The organism is Ulvibacterium marinum, from assembly GCF_003626755.1.
In the GTDB taxonomy this organism is placed as follows: domain Bacteria; phylum Bacteroidota; class Bacteroidia; order Flavobacteriales; family Flavobacteriaceae; genus Ulvibacterium; species Ulvibacterium marinum.
In genome coordinates this window covers 1,576,931-1,597,210 of record NZ_RBCJ01000001.1, presented here as the reverse complement: position 1 = coordinate 1,597,210, position 20,280 = coordinate 1,576,931, and the positions used below count along the sequence as shown (strand labels likewise).

The window sequence follows — 20,280 nt, the reverse complement described above, 5'->3', positions numbered from 1 at the left end:
AAGGTCCTTCCTTATGCAAATGCACAAATAATACTGACCAAAAGTTCTGAATTACCAACTTTTCACGATACCCCTGTCTTAGGGCAATTTTGATATACGGATAATGCGATAAATACTTTTCGTACCCTTGTCTTCCTGAAAATCTTTTTTTCAAAATTTCCTGTGGTCCATTGTTCCGGTAGAAAAGAGATTCGGCAAAGCAAACCGTAGATGTGCAACATTTTCCCGTGACCAATGGTTTCATCTTTGCATTGTAATGTTAAAGAATAAGAGAATGAGCACACAAAAAGTTTGGTTTGTCACAGGTGCCTCGAAAGGCCTGGGACTTTCATTGGTCAAAAAATTGTTGGATGCAGGTCATCGAGTGGCAGCCACCTCGAGAACCCCCGAGGCCATAAGTGAAAAGATTGACGCCCCGGATACCGAGTGCTTGGTGCTTTCAATGGATTTGACGAACGATAAGGATATCCGAAGCGCCATCGATGCCACGGAAAAGCACTTTGGCACTATCGACTATGTTGTGAACAACGCAGGGTATGCCTTGATGGGTGCCCTGGAAGAATCGAGCTCGGAGGAAATCAAGAAAAATTTCGATGTCAACGTAAACGGTTCCCTAGACGTAATCCGAAACGTTCTGCCCCTGTTGCGCGAAAAGGGTTCGGGCCATATCATCAATATCGCTTCCGTAGGCGGTTTTGTGGGCAGTTTCCCCGCTTTCGGCATCTACTGCGCCACAAAGTTCGCCGTTCAGGGATTTACCGAATCACTGGCGGTAGAAGTCGAGCCCTTCGGTATTCGGGCGACCAGTGTGAACCCCGGCTATTTCCGAACGGAATTTTTGAGCAACGAATCGCTCAATGCCACTAAAATCCAGCTTCCGGAATACGAAAACGTGCGGGAAATGCAAAAGCTCCACGAAGAGAAACTGCACGGCAACCAGCCCGGTGATCCAGACAAGGCCGCGGAGGTTCTTATGGAACTCGTAGCCATGGAAAAACCGCCCGTACACCTATTCCTAGGTTCGGACGCTTATGATATGGTGGACCGGAAAATCGATAGCTTAAAGACTTCGATGGAAGAATATCGCGAGCTGGCGACATCCACGAATATCGCCGAAAGTGTTTAGGTGTGGTATAACCTATCCAGCTATCTTAGGTTGGATAGGTATCCTACTGTTAACCATAAACTGTAAATCACAGGAAATGGACGGGAACAGGACTATCGAAGAAACAAAGGAATATATTGGGATGTGAGTCACGGGCGACGGTAAAATCAGTTGAAACCATATCGACTATAAGGACGATACCGGGTTTACAGCGGACGGGGAGTTTAAGGACGGCATATTGTACCACGGGGGAATGATTTTTTACAAAGAGAAGTAAATGTTACATTTAAATGATGAAAGACAGCTTTCACTTCAGATCCATCAGCGAGTTCCATAAGCAGGGCAATCTACCGAAACCGGAGCATCCGCTGATCAGCCTTATCGACTATAGTCAAGTGGATTATAATATCGATGCCTCCTCCATCAGCTGGGTGCAGGATTTCTATGCCATTGGCCTCAAGCGCAACCTCAATGGCAAGTTCGATTATGGGCAACAACAATACGACTTTGATGAAGGGGTGCTCTCTTTCGTTGCACCCAAACAAAAACTCAAATTGGAAATCAACCATTCCGCGACCGAAAATCCGGAAGGTTGGCTTCTTTTGATCCATCCCGATTTCCTTTGGAATACCACCTTGGCCAAAACCATGAAAAAATATGAGTTTTTTGGGTACAGAATCAACGAGGCACTCTTCCTGTCCGAAAAAGAAGAGGGTATCGTTGTCGATCTGTTTAAAAATATCGAACGTGAATACCGGGCGAACATCGATAAATTCAGTAACGGTATCATCATTTCACAGATCGAACTTTTACTGAATTATGCCGAACGCTACTATGAGCGGCAGTTAATCACCCGCAAGATTACGAACCATCATATACTCGAGCGGTTAGAGACAGTACTTGATCAGTGTTTTGCCAAGAATACCGATGACGATTTTATAAAGGTACCTACCGTAAAGGATATTGCGAATAGACTCCATCTATCCCCGAATTATTTAAGCGGGATACTGAAATCGTTGACCGGTCGCACGACCCAACAGCATATTCAGGACAAACTGATAGAGAAGGCCAAGGAAAAATTATCGACCACTCGATTATCCATCAGTGAAATCGCATATGACCTGGGGTTCGAGCACCCTGCTTCCTTTAGTAAGCTTTTCAAGAGCAAGACGGAAACCACCCCAATTGAATTCAGGCAGTCGTTCAATTGAATACCCGTTATACCAATTTACCAATTAGTTTGACATCCTTAAATCGTATGGTATTCTATTCTTCGCAAAGTACAATAGCAATAGATAATAGTACTTTCAAATCAAAATTCCTGCTATTTCGAAAATTAATTAGTTTCTGAAAATGAACCTTTTATAAGGAATCAACTATTATTACTGAGTAGTCCCATTAATCCGCGGTTTTACGATACCATGTTTCCATTATAACAAGCAATAACATTTTTAAAACCTACTCCTAGATTTTTTAAAGATATAACCTCTTCCTATTTACCAATTAATCCGGCTTTTATACCACTTATTCTTGTAATCTTGCCATTTACTATTTTAGACATTCAAAATCGCTACATATTTCTGATATTCAAAAGCATATAAACAACTCCGGTAATTCATTTTGAGTTGAAATTCTTTAAATTTATGGCACCTCCCCTTTAAAAAATAACCCTATGAAATTCAATCAAATACTGTATTGGCTTCTAGCTTTCTATATTTTAGGTTATTCTAAACTTCAAGCTCAAAATGAGGCAAAAATAGATAGTCTTCGAAAGTCATTACTAATTACAAACTCAGATTCAACTACCCTTACAATTTTAAAAAATCTTAGTTGGTACTATGCGACCACAAGAAGTAAATTGGATTCAGCGAAATTCTATGCGGACAGCCTCAAAAGCTTCTCCCTTAAAATCGAGAATGAAGAAGGTGCTGCCCTGTCCCACTTTTATTTTGGGCTAATAGATCGTTTTAGTGGTAACTATTATGATGGACTGAAACAATTTGACAAGTATTTGGAGTATTTTGGAGAGCAAAGAGATACATTAAGAATGGAAACTGGATTATTTCAAAAAGGTGTAATTCATTATAATTTAGGTAATTACACCAAGAGTTTGGAATTATATCACGAAATTTTAAAAATTTATGAGAATAATGGCATGGATAAAAGTATTGCAACAACATTGCATTCGATTGGTCATATTCAGAGAAAAATGGATAAACAGGAAGAGGCAATAGAAAGCTATCAAAAATCCATTGGTATCAAGGAGAAACTTAATGACAAAGAAGGATTAGTAATGAGTCTAACTAGTCTTGGCAATACGTATGGAGAAATGGAGCAATATAATTTGGCCCTAATCCCCTTAATTAAAGCCTATGAGCTGGCGCATACTTTAAAAGTTCCCTATTTAACTGCTTCTGTATCTGATAATCTTGGTAATCTCTATGGAAAAACCAAAGAATACTCTAAAGCACTTAAGTATCACCTCGAAGCCTTAGAAATAAGAAAAAATCTACCGTCCAAAAAAGATTTAGCCGGTAGTCTAAATTCAGTTGGAGGAAGCTATCTTAAATTAAAAGAGTACCAAAAGTCGATGGACTATCTTAAAAGAAGTCTTGCAATTTCAAAATCAATAAATGCAAAACCAATATCCTTATTAAATTATAAAGTACTAAGTGAGCTGCATTCTGAAACCGGAAATTATAAAGAAGCATATTATTTTCAGCATATCCGCTCAGAACTAAGGGATTCAATTTTTAATAAGGAGAAGAACAGGCAATTGATGGAATTGGAAACCAAATATGAGGTCTCCCAAAAAGAGAAAGATATCGAGTTGCTCACCAAAGAAAACGAACTTCAAGAAGCCAATGCAGAAAAAGAAGCCACTTTACGAAAAGCACTTACAGGTGGTCTTATTTCATTAGCCGTAATTGGTTTACTTTTATTCCATACCATGCGCCAACGTCTGAAAAATCAAAAAGTAGTGGCCGCAAAAAACGAAGAAGTGAGCAAAGCCAGACTTTCAGAAGAACTGCAAACCTTGGAAATGAAAGCACTTCGGGCACAGATGAATCCGCACTTTTTGTTCAATAGCCTAAATTCGATCAATACTATGATCCTCAACGATGAAAATGAAAATGCCAGCCGGTACCTTTCAAAATTCTCAAAACTGGTGCGCTTGCTTTTAGAAAATTCGGAGCAACCCATGGTCTCCCTAAAAGATGAAATGGACATGCTGGAAACCTATATTCAACTCGAGGCATTACGGTTCAACAACAAATTGGAATATCAAATCAATATTGATGAGCACATTGATCAAGAAAGTACCATGCTCCCTTCAATGGTCATGCAACCCTTTGTAGAAAATGCCATTTGGCACGGATTATTGCACAAAGACAATAAGGGTCTCTTGACCATTTCCATTACGGAAGAAGACAACAAATTACATTGCAGTATTATCGATAATGGTGTGGGACGGGAAAAATCGGTTACTTTGAAACAAGAAGGTGGACTTAAAAAGAAATCAATGGGCATCAAAATAACGGCAGATAGACTTAAAATATTGACCCACCAGAAAATTCAAGATGTCATAAATATCATAGATTTGAAAGACGAAAACCAAAATGCTGTTGGCACCCAGGTGAACCTTCAAATTCCCATTGCGTAGCGAAACTATGATAAAAGCAATACTAATAGACGATGAAGCTAAAGCCCGACAAGGACTTCGGCTAGTCTTGGAAAAGTATTGCCCCGAAGTAGCCATACTTGCCCTTTGTGAGTCGCCCGAAATCGGTCTGGAAAAAATAAAGACCCTAAAACCTGATTTGGTCTTTTTGGATGTACAGATGCCCAAAATGTCCGGTTTTGATGTATTGGAGCGAATTCCAGAAATCAATTTCGAGGTCATTTTCGTTACGGCCTATGACCGCTATGCCATAAAAGCGATTAAGTTCAGCGCTTTGGACTATCTCTTAAAACCCATTGATGTTGATGAGCTGGTGGCCGCTGTCAATAAGACTTCTTCAAAAAAACAAGATAAATCCCATCAATACAAATCGTTGTTCAACAACGTAAAATCCGATTCGGAAAAACTGAAGAGATTGGCCATTCCTTCAGATAATGAAATCATCATGCAGCCCATTGCTGATATTATCTATTGTGAGGCCGATAGCAGTTACACCACCTTATACTTATCCCAAGGAAAAAAAATAACGGTAGCGAAAACTTTAAAGGAGTTCGAGAACATTCTACCTGAAACCGACTTCTGCCGTATTCACCATTCTACCCTTGTAAACATGGCACATGTTGTAAAATACATCAAAGGAGAGGGCGGTTATGTCATCATTTCGAACAAGCAACACCTCAATGTATCTCGCCGAAAAAAAGAGCATTTTCTGCAATTGCTTTATCAAGGGTAATTCCACTTACCATCCTTTAGAGAACACATACTACCACATATCGGCCACTTGCTAGTTTACCCTAAGCCGTCTTGTAAACCCGTCCTATTTTTACCTCGAAATCACATTAGTGCATTTAGTCTTGACCAAAGCTACTATACTGATTCACAAAAAACCTTCCCCCTAACACAAACAAAAATTAACTAAAGGAGGCTTCCTCCCCTGCTGATCGAATGCTATGTGCCGACCCTAAAAATAATAATCAAGGGTTGACACAATGATAGGTAAAGCCTCCTTTTTAAAAGAATTCCTCCAGACTTAAATATGTAACTAAAAATTGATGTAATGAAAAAATTGAAAAAAAGTAAAATTGATTATCTGGTTATCTTGCTGCTGGTCATCTTGTTAGTAATGATGAACTCATGTAAGAAGGACGATTCTATTGAGGAACCGACGGTACCCAATACACAAGTGGTTTTACCACCTGATTATGTGGCGCTCAAAGAACTATACGACGCCAATTCCGGAAATAGCTTAGGATGGGATTTAGACGACACCACCATGAAAAGTTGGTCAGGTGTTACCTTGGCGGGAGAGCGTGTTACCCAGCTAGATATTTCGGGCAAAAGTCTGACAAGCCTTCCCCCTAAAATCGGAGAGCTTTCGGAACTGACTAGTTTTAAGGCTGACGATAACAACATTGCCACCATTCCTTCGGCCATAAGGCAATGGACAAAACTCACTTATTTCTCTGCTAGTGAAAATGCAATCACCAATATCCCAAAAGAAATAGGTGAATTGAGCAATCTCGTTGAGTTGCATGTGAGGGGAAACCAATTAAGCGAGCTTCCCCTGGAACTGGAAACCCTTGATAAGGTGGTTATTTTCGATGCAAGTTACAATGCCTTGACCATGGTTCCCCAGCAAATCCGAAAGATGATAGGGCTTGAAAAGCTGTATTTCAGTTACAATAAATTGAATTCCATATCCTATACCATTGGACAGCTTACTTCAATCAAGGAAATAGATTTTAGCAACAATGAATTAACCGTGCTGCCTATTGAAATGGGCAACTTGAGTACCTTGGAGCAACTCTTGGTCAGGCAAAATCAGATTACGATACTTCCTCAGGAAGTATGTGACCTGGAAACCAACAACGGCACTACAATTTCGAAGGATGTCAATACTAGCTGTGGAAATGTATTTCCTAATTATATCGCTTTGCATGCCTTATACCAAGCGAACCCAGATAATACCTTAGGATGGGATCTGACCGATACCACCATGGCATCTTGGCAGGGCGTAGTTGTAGACCAAGGCACGGTGACCGATTTAGACCTATCTTCAAAACAGGTGTCCAATATTACTTCTGATATCGGGGCACTTACGGCATTACGGTCTTTGAATCTCTCAGGTAATGACATTGAAAGTCTACCTGCCGAAATCGGATTATTGTCGGTTCTCGATAATTTGTGGCTGGACAATAACTTACTGACCGGTCTGCCCTCAGAATTCAAAGATTTGAATATACTTCTGGTATTGGGCTTGAAAAACAATGAATTTACCAAGGTTCCTAGTTTGTTAAACGAATTCAGTTTAATCAACTCCATTGATTTAGGTAACAACAAGATTGATGAGATTGCCAAAGAAATAGCTAGTTTGAAGGTGGGTAGTTTAAAATTGGCCAATAATGAAATTACCAAAGTTCCAGTTGAGTTGGGCGACATTCAAAATCTGACCTTATTGGACTTACAAGGGAATTCCATAACCGAAATACCCGATGAAGTCTGTGCACTAAAAGACAAGACACCACCTACGGCTATCCTATTGGATGATGATACCCTGTGTGAAGATAATACCGTTGCCGCGGTAAGCGAATACCAAGTGTTACGGGAGTTGTATGAGGCCAATCCAAACAATTCGCTGAATTGGGGAGAAACCCTGGACGATGCGACTATGGCTGCATGGGAAGGTATAACCGTATCTAACGGACACGTCACTGAATTAAGTTTATCCTTCAAAAGAATTGATGTATTGCCACAATCCTTTGGGCAATTGCCCATGTTGGAAAGGCTTGAGTTGGGCGACAATAATTTAAATGTGCTACCAAATACATTTTTTGATCTTGTCAATTTAGTTTGGTTGGAACTGAACTCCAATAATATTGTTCAAATACAAGAGGTCTTGGGTAATTTGGTACGTCTGGAATACTTAAAATTAGGTGATAATTCATTTACGACCTTACCGGACAGTATAGGTGAACTTGTTAACCTAGAATCACTACAAATAGATAGTACTTTTAAATATTTATTTTTTGGAGTACAGGGTCTGTCAGAATTGCCAGAAACTCTTGGAAACTTGAAACATCTGACCCATGTTACAATAAAAGGACATGGATTTACTTCCCTACCGAACAGTTTTAAAAATTTGAGGAGTCTTTTTTATTGTGATTTATCCCTTAATAAGTTAGTCACCCTGCCAAATGACCTGAATGGGTTATCAAGTTTGGAAACCCTGATATTGAACGAAAATGGATTAACCGTACTTCCCGAAAGTATAGGTGATATAGCTACCCTTAAAACACTATGGGTGCACAATAATAACATAACGGTTTTGCCAAATGCCATTGGTGATTTGTTGAATCTAACAGAATTGGAAGCTTTCAATAATCAAATAGAGGTGTTGCCCAGTTCTATCGGGAATCTACGCAACCTGATAAAATTGAACTTTAGTGGCAATCAACTAGAAGATGCTGATATCCCGAGTGAGTTTTTCAATCTTACTGCCCTTAAACAATTGTTTTTATCCACAAATAAATTCTCATCAATACCTAGTGAAATGGGTAATTTGATTGAATTGGAAGAACTATTCTATACAGATAACACTTCAATGGATGAAGTTGCCCCTGAGCTGGAGAAGCTTATCAACTTAAGAACATGTGGTCTTAAGGGCACTGGTATCACTTCGCTACCTCCTGAAGTATGTGCCATGCGTACAGGTGGCAACGTAAACACCAGCTTTATAGTAGATGGTGATATTGATGATTACTGCCAGTAGAATACCAAAAGACAAACTACAACACTTTGAACACGACACCTTCTTTAAAAATCAATTATTATAAATAAAAATATCATGAAAAAAAATTTATATCCATTTACCATATTCATTTTATCATTACTCATCTTACAAACCGCTTGTAGTAAAGACGATACCTCACCGCCAACTGAAGAGGAGGAAGAGGAAAATGAAAACCCCGATAACCCAGACGGAAGCGTTGACCCTACTCAAGACCCCGTTGAATCAGCTGACTATCTTGCCCTAAAAGCCCTTTACGAGGCAAATGACAACAATACTTTAGGCTGGGACCTCAATGATAAGACCATGAACAGTTGGGCTGGTGTTGAACAAGAAAACGAAAGGGTTACCGAATTGCATATAGAAGGTAAAAGCATTATGACATTGGTACCTGAAATGGGTAATCTTGAAAAACTCACTGTATTGGATGCCGGTAAAAATAAGCTGACCCAATTACCCCAAGAACTTGGGCAACTTGATGAACTAACACAATTGTTATTACGTGAAAACAATTTGGTGGAACTACTGGATAATAGCTTGCCCAATGGACTGACCGTACTTGGTTTGGCAGAGAATAAATTGACAGAGCTGCCCTTTAGTTTTCAAAACCTGGATAAGCTTGAAATCTTGAACCTTTCCGGGAATTTCTTTGAAGTCCTGCCCTCGGAAATGGGTGATTTTGATAAGCTGACCCTATTGGATTTTTCAAAAAATCTGATTCAAGAGGTGCCCGAAGAATTGGGGCAATTACATGGCTTAAAGTATTTGGGCCTTGAAGAGAACGATTTCACTATAATCCCTCAAGAAGTCTGTAATCTGGAAGAATTTGGAGATACGGAAATCGGCAAGAACCGCAATGTCACTTGTAATTTGCAATTTTATCAATACGAAGGACTAAAGGCACTATATGAAGCCAACCCAAACAATACCATTAATTGGGATTTAAACGATACCAGTATGCAAAGCTGGCAAGGGCTGATTTTTGATACGAACGGTAGTCTTTCTGAAATCTATATGAGCGGCTTTGGTTTGGCTAATATTCCTCCAGAAATAGGTAATCTCAGACATGTTTCTATTATAACCCTAAGAAATAATGGCATTGAAGAATTACCCGCAGAAATAGGATTGTTGGCAAAAGTACAGGAGCTTTTTCTTAAGGATAATGACCTAAAAAGTCTACCTCGTTCAATAGGTAATTTGAAGAATCTAACCCATTTGGAATTGCGTGATAATAAATTGGAATCCATTCCGGATACCATGGGTGATATGGACGATATGCTCATCTTGAATTTATTTGGAAATGAATTGACCACGGTACCTACCATTCTGGCCAATTTAGAGCCTACGATAGAAGAGTTTCATTTAACAGGCAATAATATCACTGAGCTTCCTGCGGAAATTTGTGGTATGCCTTCGTTGTTCATAGAAACTGGAATCTGTCCTTAATCCATCCCTTTGAAAAAGAAAATCATGAAAAATAAATTGTTCATTTTAATCATGTTCGTCTGCTCCTTGATTTTGCTGAATTTGGCCTGTAGCAAAGACGTTACACCACCTACGCCCGAAGAGAAAGAAGAAGAAAAGGAAAATCCTGACAACTCAGGTGGTATGGTCGACCCTAATCAAGACCCTATGGTTTCAACAGATTACTTGGCACTCAAGGCGTTATACGAAGCCAATACCAATAACGCTTTGGGATGGAATTTGGATGATACTACCATGCAAAGTTGGAAGGGTGTCGAACAGGAAAACAAAAAGGTAATACGTCTTGATGTGAAAGATAAAGGCCTCGAAATTTTGGTGCCTGAAATCGGCGATTTGGAAAAATTGACCTTTCTTGATATCGGAATTAACTCCATCTCTGAAATCCCTGCAGAAATAGGAAAGCTTACCGAACTGGAAGAACTGCATCTTGAAAGCAATTCGTTGATCGCTATTCCTTCGGAAATAGGATTGTTGACACAATTAAAGGAATTCTATGTACAGGCCAACAACAGCATTAGGAATCTACCACCAGAAATAGAAGCTTTGGAGCAACTTCGTGTATTCAATCTGTATGGAAATGCCCTGGAAAGCTTACCCAATGAAATCGGAAAACTAGAGTCGCTACAGATGTTGTCTGTTTACGGTAATAAACTTACCGAAATCCCCTCTGAAATCGGGAATCTTAGCGAATTAAAAGTGCTCAATTTAAATGATAATCCGTTGCTTTCGCTACCTGAAGAAATAGGAAATCTTTTGAATTTGAACGTGTTGAATATCGAGAACGCCGATTTGATAAAGATTCCGCAAGAAATCTGCAATCTTGAAGAAGATGGTACAACGACTATCAATAAAGACGCTCGTGTACAATGTGACTTAGCGAGGTATCATCACAAGGCCTTGATTGCTTTATATGAAGCAAATCCTTCAAATACCATTGGTTGGGATTTAACAGACACCTCAATGCAAAGTTGGGGCGGTGTGTCCCTTTTTCCTGATGGGTCCGTATCACAATTGGAATTGTTTGCCCATCAGTTTAAAGTTCTCCCTAAAGAAATCGGTAATCTCAAAGGCATTTCTCTCTTATCCATGAAAAGCAACGGAATTACCTCGGTTCCTAATGAAATAGGAAAACTCACAAGTTTAACAAGTTTAAATATGGCGTTCAACGACATTGAGGAAATTCCAAGCGCCCTAGGGAATTTGATAAATTTAACAGAATTGACCTTGGATTTCAATAGTCTTCAAAATCTACCTATACAAATAGGTAACCTTAATAATCTAGTGGTATTGCTTTTGAGTAACAATTCTTTGAGTGAGTTACCCAATTCAATAGGACAACTGACCAACCTACAACAGTTAAGTCTAGAATTTAATGACTTAGAGGTAGTTCCCCCGACAATGGGCAATATGACCGCCTTGAAACGGTTGCACTTGTTTCAAAATCGGCTTACGAGCATCCCTGTCAGCATCGGTAATTTAAATGAAATAACTTTCTTAAGTCTTGAGAACAACATCTTACAGGTTTTACCTGCAAGTTTAGGGATGCTCACCAATCTTGAAATATTGGATGTTTCAAATAATGAACTGAATACAGCTCCCAAGGAAATAGCAGAACTATCTAATTTAACATTATTTGATATTGCCGATAACCCACTGGCAGACGACCTACCTGGTGAGATATGTCAATTAAACGCCTTAAGTCTTGATAGCGAACAGGATATGCGCGTATGTAAATTTTGAATTAAATAAGAGTAAAATGAAATACACAAAAGTAGCCTTTAAGAAAAATAAGGTATTCCTATTCGTAATCCCATTAGTATCATGCTTTATCATGCTACCTAAAAAAGTAGAAGCACAACGAAAGAAAACAGTCCGTGTAAAACGTTCTAAAGTGGTAGTACATAAAAAAATACGTGCACGGCCAATTAGGGGAAGACGGGTTGCCCATTACCGCTATCGTGGACTACCACGATGGGGGAAAACCGTCAGAACTGTCGGGGCTGGATTTGTGGGCGTTAGATTTGGCGGCATCGGTTATCGGTTTCATAATGGTGTTTGGTACCGACCAAAAGGGAGAAAATCCATTGTGGCCAAAGCACCGTTCGGGGTTCGTGTTCGTAAACTTCCCATAGGACACCAAAGGTTTGTGATAGGAGCACATACCTACTTTTACTATTACGGCACCTACTATGCACAAGTGGTCAACTCTGAAGAATATCAAGTCGTAATACCGCCACTTGGGGCGGCAATAGATGCGCTTCCCGATGGCTACGAAATCGTGAGCATCAATGACAGGGACTATTACAAATTCGAAGACACCTATTATGAACCCCGAACCGATAATGAACAAATTGAATATTATGTGGTCATTGAACCAACGGCATTGAACTAACAAAAAAAAAGGATGAAAACTTCTATCCATATCAAAACCTTTATTCTTTTTTGGGCACTGTTAACCCTACTATCGTGCGATAAAAGTGATGAAAGTCTGTCTTCCGAAGAAATAGAAAACACGAAAGAATCCCATACCGAGAAGGTAGTTACCATCAGCAATGGTGACCAACGGGAATATATCGTGTACACGCCATCGACCTATGATGAAAAGAACGAACATCCCTTGGTATTTCAATTACATGGCAGTAGTGGCAACGGTGAAAAGTTTTATACTATTTCCGGTTGGAATGCGCTTGCAGAGCAGCACAACTTTATCGCGGTGTACCCGACCTCATATGTCTATGACCTAAGACTGAAAGGTTGCGGCAACGATTTGGTGACCAAATGGAACAACTATAATCTTCCGAAAGAAGTCTGCCCCACAGAAACCCTACGAGACGATACGGCCTTTTTCAATCAGATATTGGATGAACTTATGAATGCCTATAGTATTGACGAATCAAGGATTTATATGGCCGGTTTTTCCAATGGTTCAGGTATGGTTTCACGATTGGCGGTAGAATTATCCGACAAAATTACAGCGGTTGGAGGCTTGGCAGGATTTTTTCCCGAAGATACTATCTACGCACCGAAACGCATACGACCGTTACATCTCATGTTGGGCACTACGGACGAGAAAATTGCTTCTCGCACCATCTTTCAAGATACCATCCCTATGGATTTTCAACAGTTGTTCACAGACCCTACTTTGAGAGGCATTACACAGACCTATATCAAAACCTTTGATCTAGACCCTAATTACTCGGTAATGGATTCTACCGAATATACCCTAACGGCGACTTTTAAGGGCAAATCCGGAGAACCCAACCATCTCATGAAGTTTACCCTTTGGAAAGATTTGGGCCATTTTTTTCCCAATCCCGATGACCGTGATGGTGCGGCCGACGTATTATGGGAATTTTTTGAAATGTATCAGAACAATCCGTAGTAGGTTTAATAACGATTACGATTGTACTGCTTTGAAACCGCTTTAAATTCATGGAAACAATAAAAGAAATGAGCTCATGAAAGTAAAATTCGAAATAGTGATTATAGAGTATATTCCTAAGCTATTGGCAATGATGGGTAAATTTAATGCCATTTACGACTATCCTTTTAATGCCATAATCACAGAACAAAACCTAACGGAGTTTTTGGGTAATGCATCGCTGGGAAGGCTTTGGCTGATATATGCTAAAAGTAAGCCTATTGGATATTTCGTTTTGACCTTTGGCTTTAGTTTCGAATACGGTGGACGCGATGCATTTATTGATGAGTTATTTATCGAAGAAGATTTTAGGCAAAGAGGTGTTGGCAAAAAGACAATGAAATTTGTACTATCAGAAGCAAAGCGACTACATATTAAGGCCGTGCATTTGGAAGTGGAAAAACACAATAAGAAAGGGCATCAATTATACATAAAATCTGGCTTTATGAGTACCTATAGAGAATTGCTTACAAACTGTTTAATTGAATGATTCTCTTTAAACAGAGAAAAACTAGATTTTTTTGTCCCAGAAAAGAACGTTTCTCGGCACTTTAGTTATATCTTCTTTTAGTTCTTTTTTAATTGGCCGTTTTAGAAAGCTAAAATTTTACTTCATGCCATCTGCATTATTTCTTTTTCTCAAAAATCAATTCAAAGTAATTTTTTAAGTGCCTCAAGTGGTCTGCGGTCAGGTCTTTGCCCTTTAGTGCCTTAGAAACTACAAAGGCACCTTCAAAGATAACAACGGTATGATCTGCCAATGACTGGATATCGACTTCGATTTTAGTGTCATATTTTTTCAGAACATCATTAATCAACTTCTCCATTGTAGTTCTCCAAGTCAATATGGTTTCCGCTATGCGGTTCAAGGTTTCCTCGTCGAACTGATTGGGTTCATAGGTGTAAGATGCATATAGGCAGCTATAAGGTTCGTCAACCTCGCACATCATATCTATGAACTCCTGTATGAACCGTAGAAGACGGTCCAGAGCATCTCCCTTTAAATCCTCGGTTTTTTTTAAGGCCTCGTTCATATGGTGGATATCTTCCCTCGCAAATTCTTCTATCAAAGCTTTTGCCAATGCGTTCTTCGTCTTAAAATGATAGAAGAACGCTCCCTTGGTAATTCCAGTACGCTCTAGTATCTGATCGATACTGGTTCCCGAAAATCCGTTTTCAAAAACCAGTTGCTTTGACTCGGCCAAAATTTTATTGCGTGTTGGTGTTCCATCTCTTCCCATATGTTAAAGATATAAAATTTTAAACAGACTAGTTGGTACAATAAAAAATAATTTTAAATTTGCACCGTCTAGTCGGTATAATTAAAATAAAATCATTTAAAAATCAGTTATTATGGAAGATTTCATTTCACAGCTACCAACACCTTTCGAATTGGTGTTCGACCCCATCTCCTATATTATATTCGGGATGTACGGGGGATTAATGTTATGGGAAACACTTTTCCCGGCACGTAAACTTCCCCAAGTAAAATTTTGGAAGTTAAGGGGCATTCTCGCCTTTGTACTTTTCTTTTTCCTTTCCTCCTACCTTCCCATAATCTGGGACGGTTTTTTTGCCCAATATCAGATTTTCGACCTCACGGCACTGGGGACCATTTGGGGAGCGATAGTAGGCGTATTGGTGTATGAACTGGGGGAATATGTTTGGCATAGGATCATGCACAATAGTGATTTCCTTTGGAAAGGGATGCACCAAATGCACCATAGTGCGGAACGAATGGATAGTTACGGGGCGTTCTACTTCAGTCCCCTTGACATGATCGGGTGGATTATCGTCAGCAGCGTCATGCTTGTTCTTGTGGCAGGTTTTACGCCGGAGGCCAGTACCCTGATTATTCTGATTACCACCTTCTTGTCCATTTTTCAGCATAGTAATATCAAAACGCCGACGTGGATCGGGTATATCGTACAGCGACCGGAATCCCACACGATTCATCATGCGAAGGGCATACATGCCCATAACTATGCGGGAATAGCCCTTTACGATATCCTGTTCGGAACCTTTAAGAATCCAAAAGGCTATGAACATGAGACCGGTTTCTATCATGGGGCCTCGGCAAAAGTGAAGGATATGTTATTGTTCAAGGATATTTCAAAAGAAAAAAAATGAAGCGTTACGAAAAATTGGAGAAAGGGCTGATTCTTTTCGCCGGACTATTGGTCCTGCTCCATTTCTATCTCCTGTTCGAGCTTTTTTACTAATAGTTGGAACATAATACAATAACCGTTGCATAGCAACATCATCATTTCAAAAATTCATTAATCTCTAAATCATTTATCATGAAAATTATCAAGAACAATTTTTTAATCGCAATAACCATATTGTTCGTTGCCTGTAGCGACGACGATTATACGAAAGACGTCCCCGAACAAAAGCAGACCCAGTTAAAAGTAATTGGTAGGGGAACGGCGGTCGCTCAATTAAAAACAATTACGAACCCGGATAACGGCCAGCCCGTTGAGGCTTTCTGCTTTTTAATGGATTTGATCGATTCGAAGACCGGTGAAATCATTGGAACCCTAGAGGACTGTGATATGGGAACTACCGAAAACCCGGATGGCACGCTTGTTTCCAAAATAGTCACCAAGTTCAATTTTACCGGAAAGGGCTCCTTTACCTCTAGGGGCGACGTGCTGCAAACCCCAATTGGCGATGGGAAGTTCACCACGGAGTCCAATCCTTCTGAAAATAACGTTTTTGACACCACATTTGATTTTGAGGGCAGTGAGGGTAAAGCAACCTTGGTAGGAGAAATCGATTTGTCAAAATTCGATCAGAACATCATCGGTTTCGACTGCAATTTTACGATCGACCTGGTATCCTATTGATTCCAATCAAAAAACAGTGTATTAGGTTAGGGTTGGTGCCCACCTGCCCATCTTCGGAGTGGGTGGGCACTTTTTAAAAACACGTAGTAATGACAAGTCATGGAAAAATACTTGAAAAATAGAACAACAGTTGAACTTAAATGGTTTGGCTGGAAAAGCGACGGTAATTCTTGCCCACGGGCCAAAGGCCTTTTGAACAGCAGGTTTAACAATAAAACAGTAGTAAAATAAATTCATCAAAAATAAAAAAACGACAGTATTATGAAAAAAATAGTAATCAGCTTAATAACAGTGGGTATGGTAAGTTTTGGTTTTGCCCAAAACTCGAATGCCGATTTGGATTTTTATAAATATAGGGAGCTCGACATTTCAGGTTCGAATCATAAATACTTATATGAAGTGCAAGATGTCGTTACACCCCGACGGGTCAAATATCTTGAGAACGGGGTAACGAATTGGAACGTCTTGGCATCAAAAGAATTTGTCGGCCGAAAAGACGAAACCTTTAAAGTCACTTTCAAGTTGAAGGATGGAAACATATATGCATTATACGGGAGTAATGGATCGATTGTTTCAGCCATAGAACGGTTCAGCAATTTTGCCATGCCCAAATCGGTAGGCAATGATATTATAAAGCAATACCCTGATTGGAACATTGTAAAGAACCGGTATTCTATCCTATACCATCATGGCGATGGAACGAAAAGAAGATTCAAAGTGCTCATTCAGAAGGGGGACCGGAAAAAGTGGCTGAAAATCGATTCGTCCGGTAAAATCGCCTAAAGGGGATTTATGGCAGTCTGATTTGGAAATTGGCCGCGCGACGGTCGTCAACTTCTTTAAACTATTATAATTAAATGTCGTTTGGGCATGAAAATTAAGTTCAGATGACTGAATTAAAAAAAATGAACAAAGAATTCGAAAATAACAATGTTAGGGGGCCTATTAACTCTTGGTTCTTTTACACGATTTCCGGCTATATGGATGTGCTATGGGGAAAGTCGAAAAAAGAACTGTTTCAAGACCATTCAGGGACCGTTGTTGAAATAGGTCCAGGGGCTGGGGCCAATATGCGGTACCTGAAAAGAGGCACTAAATTGATTGCCATTGAGCCCAACATACATATGCATAAGAATCTGCGAAAGACGGCCAAGAAGTACGGGATACATCTGTACATAAAATCCATAACAGGGGAAACCATCGATTTACCGGATAGTTCAGTGGATTTTGTAATGAGTACCCTCGTTCTATGCACGGTCGACAATCCTTTGCAATGTGTAAATCAAATAAAACGCATCTTAAAACCTACTGGTCAATTTGTGTTCATCGAGCACGTAAAGGCTAGAGAAAATTCCATTCTCGGTTTCATCCAGAATCTGATACACAAACCATGGCATTGGTTTTTTGAAGGATGTCATACGAACAGGGATACGGCAAGCTTATTGGAATCTGCCGGGTTTAGTTCAATAGTAATGGATAAGTACAATCATTATTCCCCATTCATCCCGATTATCCCTCAAATCCGCGGACGTGCAGTGAAATAATTGAAAATTATATCTTAGCAGTACGCAGTGCTTTCATAGTTATCGAGTACCGGTAATTGGAAGGCTGAACAAATTGAAATTAAATGAAGACGTTTTTAACTTTTACACTGATGGCACTAATTACAGGACAAAGTATTGGGCAATCTCCCCATACGAAGGAGACGGTAAAAATCAATGGAATTGATATATACTACGAGGTTTATGGCGATGGAGAGCCGCTATTACTGCTACACGGCTGGACGCAATCCTCCCGGTTTTGGTCGGATTATATCCCGACCTACGCGCCAAATTTTAAGGTTTTTGCCATCGACCTTCGGGGCCATGGCAGGTCGTCCGAACTGACCGATGATTTCAGTATAGAAAAATCCGCGACGGATATTTTGAAGCTGTTGGACTTTCTGAAAATAGAAAGAGCAAAAGCAATAGGGTTAAGTTACGGAGGGTTAGTCCTGTTACAACTGGCCAGTTTACATCCTGACAGAATTGAATCGATGGTCTTGATCGGTGCCTCCCCTAAATATGACGGTGCAGAGAACTCGAATCTCGACAAGACATTCTCCTACGAGAATCTGCCCGAGCCGTTTATCAAAGAATTGAAAGAGACACACTATGGGGGAGAAAGTCAGATAAAGGCACTTTTCAACCCAAAACTCAACTATAAGATAAGCATCGGTGATGAAAATTTAAAAGCAATAGAAACAAAGACCCTAATAGTTAACGGAGACCGCGATGAAATAATGGGAATTATCCCTGCCACTACCCTTCACGAAAATTTACCTAATTCTGAATTGTGGATTGTTCCGAACACAGGGCATATTGCCATAATTGGTTCTAATCAAGATAATTTTCTCTCGAAAAGCATTCAATTCTTTACTAAAGAATAGATATGTCAGCAATAACGGAGATAATTTATGAAATCATTTGATAAAAGACCTGACCATTTAAATAGTGTTGTAAAACGAACTCTTTTAAGGACAACACATGGCATTGAATATATTTCAATCTTCAATCAGAAAACCAATTCCGGATAATTCAAAGGTTCGGAAATCTCAGGAATATTTCCTACATATTCTTTTCCCCCAAGACGTCCAACAGTATAATAATCCAATTTCTCTTCGGGATACGACTGAATCAATTCATGGATCGCTTTTTTCTGGCCTTTCTCCCAAAGCGCTTCATCATAAGGTTGAATCCATTCATTTTCAAGTTCCGTTGGCAGTATCAATGGCATACGAGGGCCATCCTTAGCTTTAGGATTGTTGTGGAGTTTTGCCATTAACGGATTGGGTTTTGTGGTCACTATGGCAAAGGTGTTCCATATACCGCCTGTATTGTAATCTTTCCAAACGCTCCAAAGTCCTGCAAGGGCCATTGGCTCATTGTCCTTTTTTTTGATAAGAAAAGGGTATGTCTTGCCCTTAAAATGGTGGTGCTCGTAAAACGCATCACAATAAATAAGACATCTTCGCTTTTTCGCCGATTCCCGAAAGGAGGGTTTACTGAATATGGTTTCTCCCCTGGCATTCAATGTGTTGTTCCAGTAGCTTTTGTCCTCCGCATCCTCGGGAACGAGCCCCCATGTAGATACTTGGGGGAAGTATGGGTCCTCGTCCGTATAGATCAATAGTGAGGGGTGGCCGAAACCTTTTGAATGATATAAGGGAAGATCGGTCAAAGGAGCGAGCTTTTCCATGATTTCCTCAATGGCATGTTCATCCCCATCACGCATCGCCCTTCTTAGCTGGGTTTCCAATTGCGCCTTAATGTCATAACACATATCTAAACGGTTTTGGCCATCAAATTAATGAAATATGTTAAAATCAAAAAGACAAACATTTCATTTTCTATATTTGGATATAATCCTAACATATGGATTATATCCAATTCAATGAAAAATATTGTTTTTCGACATGCCGACAAATATGTTCTTGAGCACTTGCTGAAAGAGATTGGCAGGCATCGGCTCAATGAGGAATGTGAAAACATGAAATTGCCCTTTCCGAAAAGGCTTGGCCTCTTTTATCTGGAAAGCAATGATGACTGTACGTTTCTTAAATATAAATACCAACAAGGGGATCACGTTGTAATGAAGCTTGATAGATACGCGTTACCTGAAACGGGTTGGGTAAGAGTCAAATTGTGATAGCAATGTTTAAAGTGGTGGTTCCCAAACTAATCTCATTGGCAAATTTGCCCTCCGAAATTTTTGTTTATATGTTTTGAATCGGATTTATTCCGAATTCTTAGAATACCGGTTGAAATGTGATTCTGCAAAATGAACCTTTTTAGAATTGCATAACTTAACCAAGTCTCAAACCGGATATATCCCGCGTTAGGGATAGCAGCAGCATCGACCGCAGTGGCCCCCTTAGGGTTCGTTGTCTTGAAAAGCGACAGCGGAGCTCTT

18 protein-coding genes are annotated in these 20,280 nt (G+C 39.8%); 16 read left to right on the top strand and 2 right to left on the bottom strand.

Annotated elements, in window-relative coordinates; genetic code table 11:
- Positions 1-274 precede the first annotated feature (274 nt).
- From D7Z94_RS06850 to D7Z94_RS06800, 11 genes are all read left to right on the top strand, one after another.
- Positions 275-1,126 (top strand): oxidoreductase, encoded by an 852-nt coding sequence (locus tag D7Z94_RS06850; RefSeq protein ID WP_120710736.1) that lies wholly within the window; start codon positions 275-277, stop codon positions 1,124-1,126.
- 160 nt (positions 1,127-1,286) lie between these two features.
- A complete protein-coding gene (locus D7Z94_RS26190) occupies positions 1,287-1,382 on the top strand; it encodes an Atu4866 domain-containing protein (protein WP_211341758.1) in 96 nt (31 codons plus the stop codon).
- A 16-nt stretch (positions 1,383-1,398) separates the two neighbouring features.
- On the top strand, positions 1,399-2,316 hold the full coding sequence (locus D7Z94_RS06840; protein ID WP_394347416.1) for a helix-turn-helix domain-containing protein: 918 nt from the start codon (positions 1,399-1,401) through the stop codon (positions 2,314-2,316).
- A 461-nt stretch (positions 2,317-2,777) separates the two neighbouring features.
- On the top strand, positions 2,778-4,769 hold the full coding sequence (locus D7Z94_RS06835; RefSeq protein ID WP_120710734.1) for a tetratricopeptide repeat protein: 1,992 nt from the start codon (positions 2,778-2,780) through the stop codon (positions 4,767-4,769).
- A 7-nt stretch (positions 4,770-4,776) separates the two neighbouring features.
- On the top strand, positions 4,777-5,520 hold the full coding sequence (locus D7Z94_RS06830; RefSeq protein WP_120710733.1) for a LytR/AlgR family response regulator transcription factor: 744 nt from the start codon (positions 4,777-4,779) through the stop codon (positions 5,518-5,520).
- Between the two features lie 324 nt (positions 5,521-5,844).
- Positions 5,845-8,556, top strand: a complete 2,712-nt coding sequence (locus D7Z94_RS06825; RefSeq protein ID WP_120710732.1) for a leucine-rich repeat domain-containing protein — start codon at positions 5,845-5,847, stop codon at positions 8,554-8,556.
- Positions 8,557-8,631: 75 nt separating this feature from the next.
- A complete protein-coding gene (locus tag D7Z94_RS06820) occupies positions 8,632-10,020 on the top strand; it encodes a leucine-rich repeat domain-containing protein (RefSeq protein WP_120710731.1) in 1,389 nt (462 codons plus the stop codon).
- Positions 10,021-10,044: 24 nt separating this feature from the next.
- The gene (locus tag D7Z94_RS06815; RefSeq protein WP_120710730.1) at positions 10,045-11,799 is read left to right on the top strand and encodes a leucine-rich repeat domain-containing protein; all 1,755 of its coding nucleotides are present in this window, start codon (positions 10,045-10,047) and stop codon (positions 11,797-11,799) included.
- A 16-nt stretch (positions 11,800-11,815) separates the two neighbouring features.
- On the top strand, positions 11,816-12,451 hold the full coding sequence (locus D7Z94_RS06810) for a DUF6515 family protein (RefSeq protein WP_120710729.1): 636 nt from the start codon (positions 11,816-11,818) through the stop codon (positions 12,449-12,451).
- Positions 12,452-12,463: 12 nt separating this feature from the next.
- Positions 12,464-13,441 (top strand): alpha/beta hydrolase family esterase, encoded by a 978-nt coding sequence (locus tag D7Z94_RS06805; RefSeq protein ID WP_120710728.1) that lies wholly within the window; start codon positions 12,464-12,466, stop codon positions 13,439-13,441.
- A gap of 76 nt (positions 13,442-13,517) precedes the next feature.
- Positions 13,518-13,970: a GNAT family N-acetyltransferase gene (locus D7Z94_RS06800; protein WP_120710727.1), complete on the top strand. Its 453-nt coding sequence runs from the start codon at positions 13,518-13,520 to the stop codon at positions 13,968-13,970.
- A gap of 136 nt (positions 13,971-14,106) precedes the next feature.
- On the opposite strand, the gene D7Z94_RS06795 is transcribed toward D7Z94_RS06800, so the two are convergent.
- Complete coding sequence (locus D7Z94_RS06795) at positions 14,107-14,721, bottom strand: TetR/AcrR family transcriptional regulator (RefSeq protein WP_120710726.1); 615 nt, start codon at positions 14,719-14,721, stop codon at positions 14,107-14,109.
- 112 nt (positions 14,722-14,833) lie between these two features.
- Between D7Z94_RS06795 and D7Z94_RS06790 the strand changes: the two genes are divergently transcribed.
- The 5 genes from D7Z94_RS06790 to D7Z94_RS06770 all read left to right on the top strand — a co-directional run bounded on the left by D7Z94_RS06790 (position 14,834) and on the right by D7Z94_RS06770 (position 18,757).
- Positions 14,834-15,610, top strand: a complete 777-nt coding sequence (locus D7Z94_RS06790) for a sterol desaturase family protein (protein ID WP_211341752.1) — start codon at positions 14,834-14,836, stop codon at positions 15,608-15,610.
- 170 nt (positions 15,611-15,780) lie between these two features.
- Positions 15,781-16,329, top strand: coding sequence for a hypothetical protein (locus D7Z94_RS06785; RefSeq protein ID WP_120710725.1), 549 nt, complete (start codon positions 15,781-15,783; stop codon positions 16,327-16,329).
- 261 nt (positions 16,330-16,590) lie between these two features.
- Positions 16,591-17,112 carry a hypothetical protein gene (locus D7Z94_RS06780; protein ID WP_147415842.1) on the top strand — a complete coding sequence of 174 codons (522 nt, stop codon included), beginning with the start codon at positions 16,591-16,593 and terminating at the stop codon, positions 17,110-17,112.
- 122 nt (positions 17,113-17,234) lie between these two features.
- On the top strand, positions 17,235-17,873 hold the full coding sequence (locus tag D7Z94_RS06775; RefSeq protein ID WP_158594594.1) for a class I SAM-dependent methyltransferase: 639 nt from the start codon (positions 17,235-17,237) through the stop codon (positions 17,871-17,873).
- Between the two features lie 83 nt (positions 17,874-17,956).
- Positions 17,957-18,757 (top strand): alpha/beta fold hydrolase, encoded by an 801-nt coding sequence (locus D7Z94_RS06770; RefSeq protein WP_120710722.1) that lies wholly within the window; start codon positions 17,957-17,959, stop codon positions 18,755-18,757.
- Between the two features lie 125 nt (positions 18,758-18,882).
- On the opposite strand, the gene D7Z94_RS06765 is transcribed toward D7Z94_RS06770, so the two are convergent.
- Positions 18,883-19,650, bottom strand: coding sequence for an SOS response-associated peptidase (locus tag D7Z94_RS06765; RefSeq protein WP_120710721.1), 768 nt, complete (start codon positions 19,648-19,650; stop codon positions 18,883-18,885).
- Positions 19,651-20,280 lie beyond the last annotated feature (630 nt).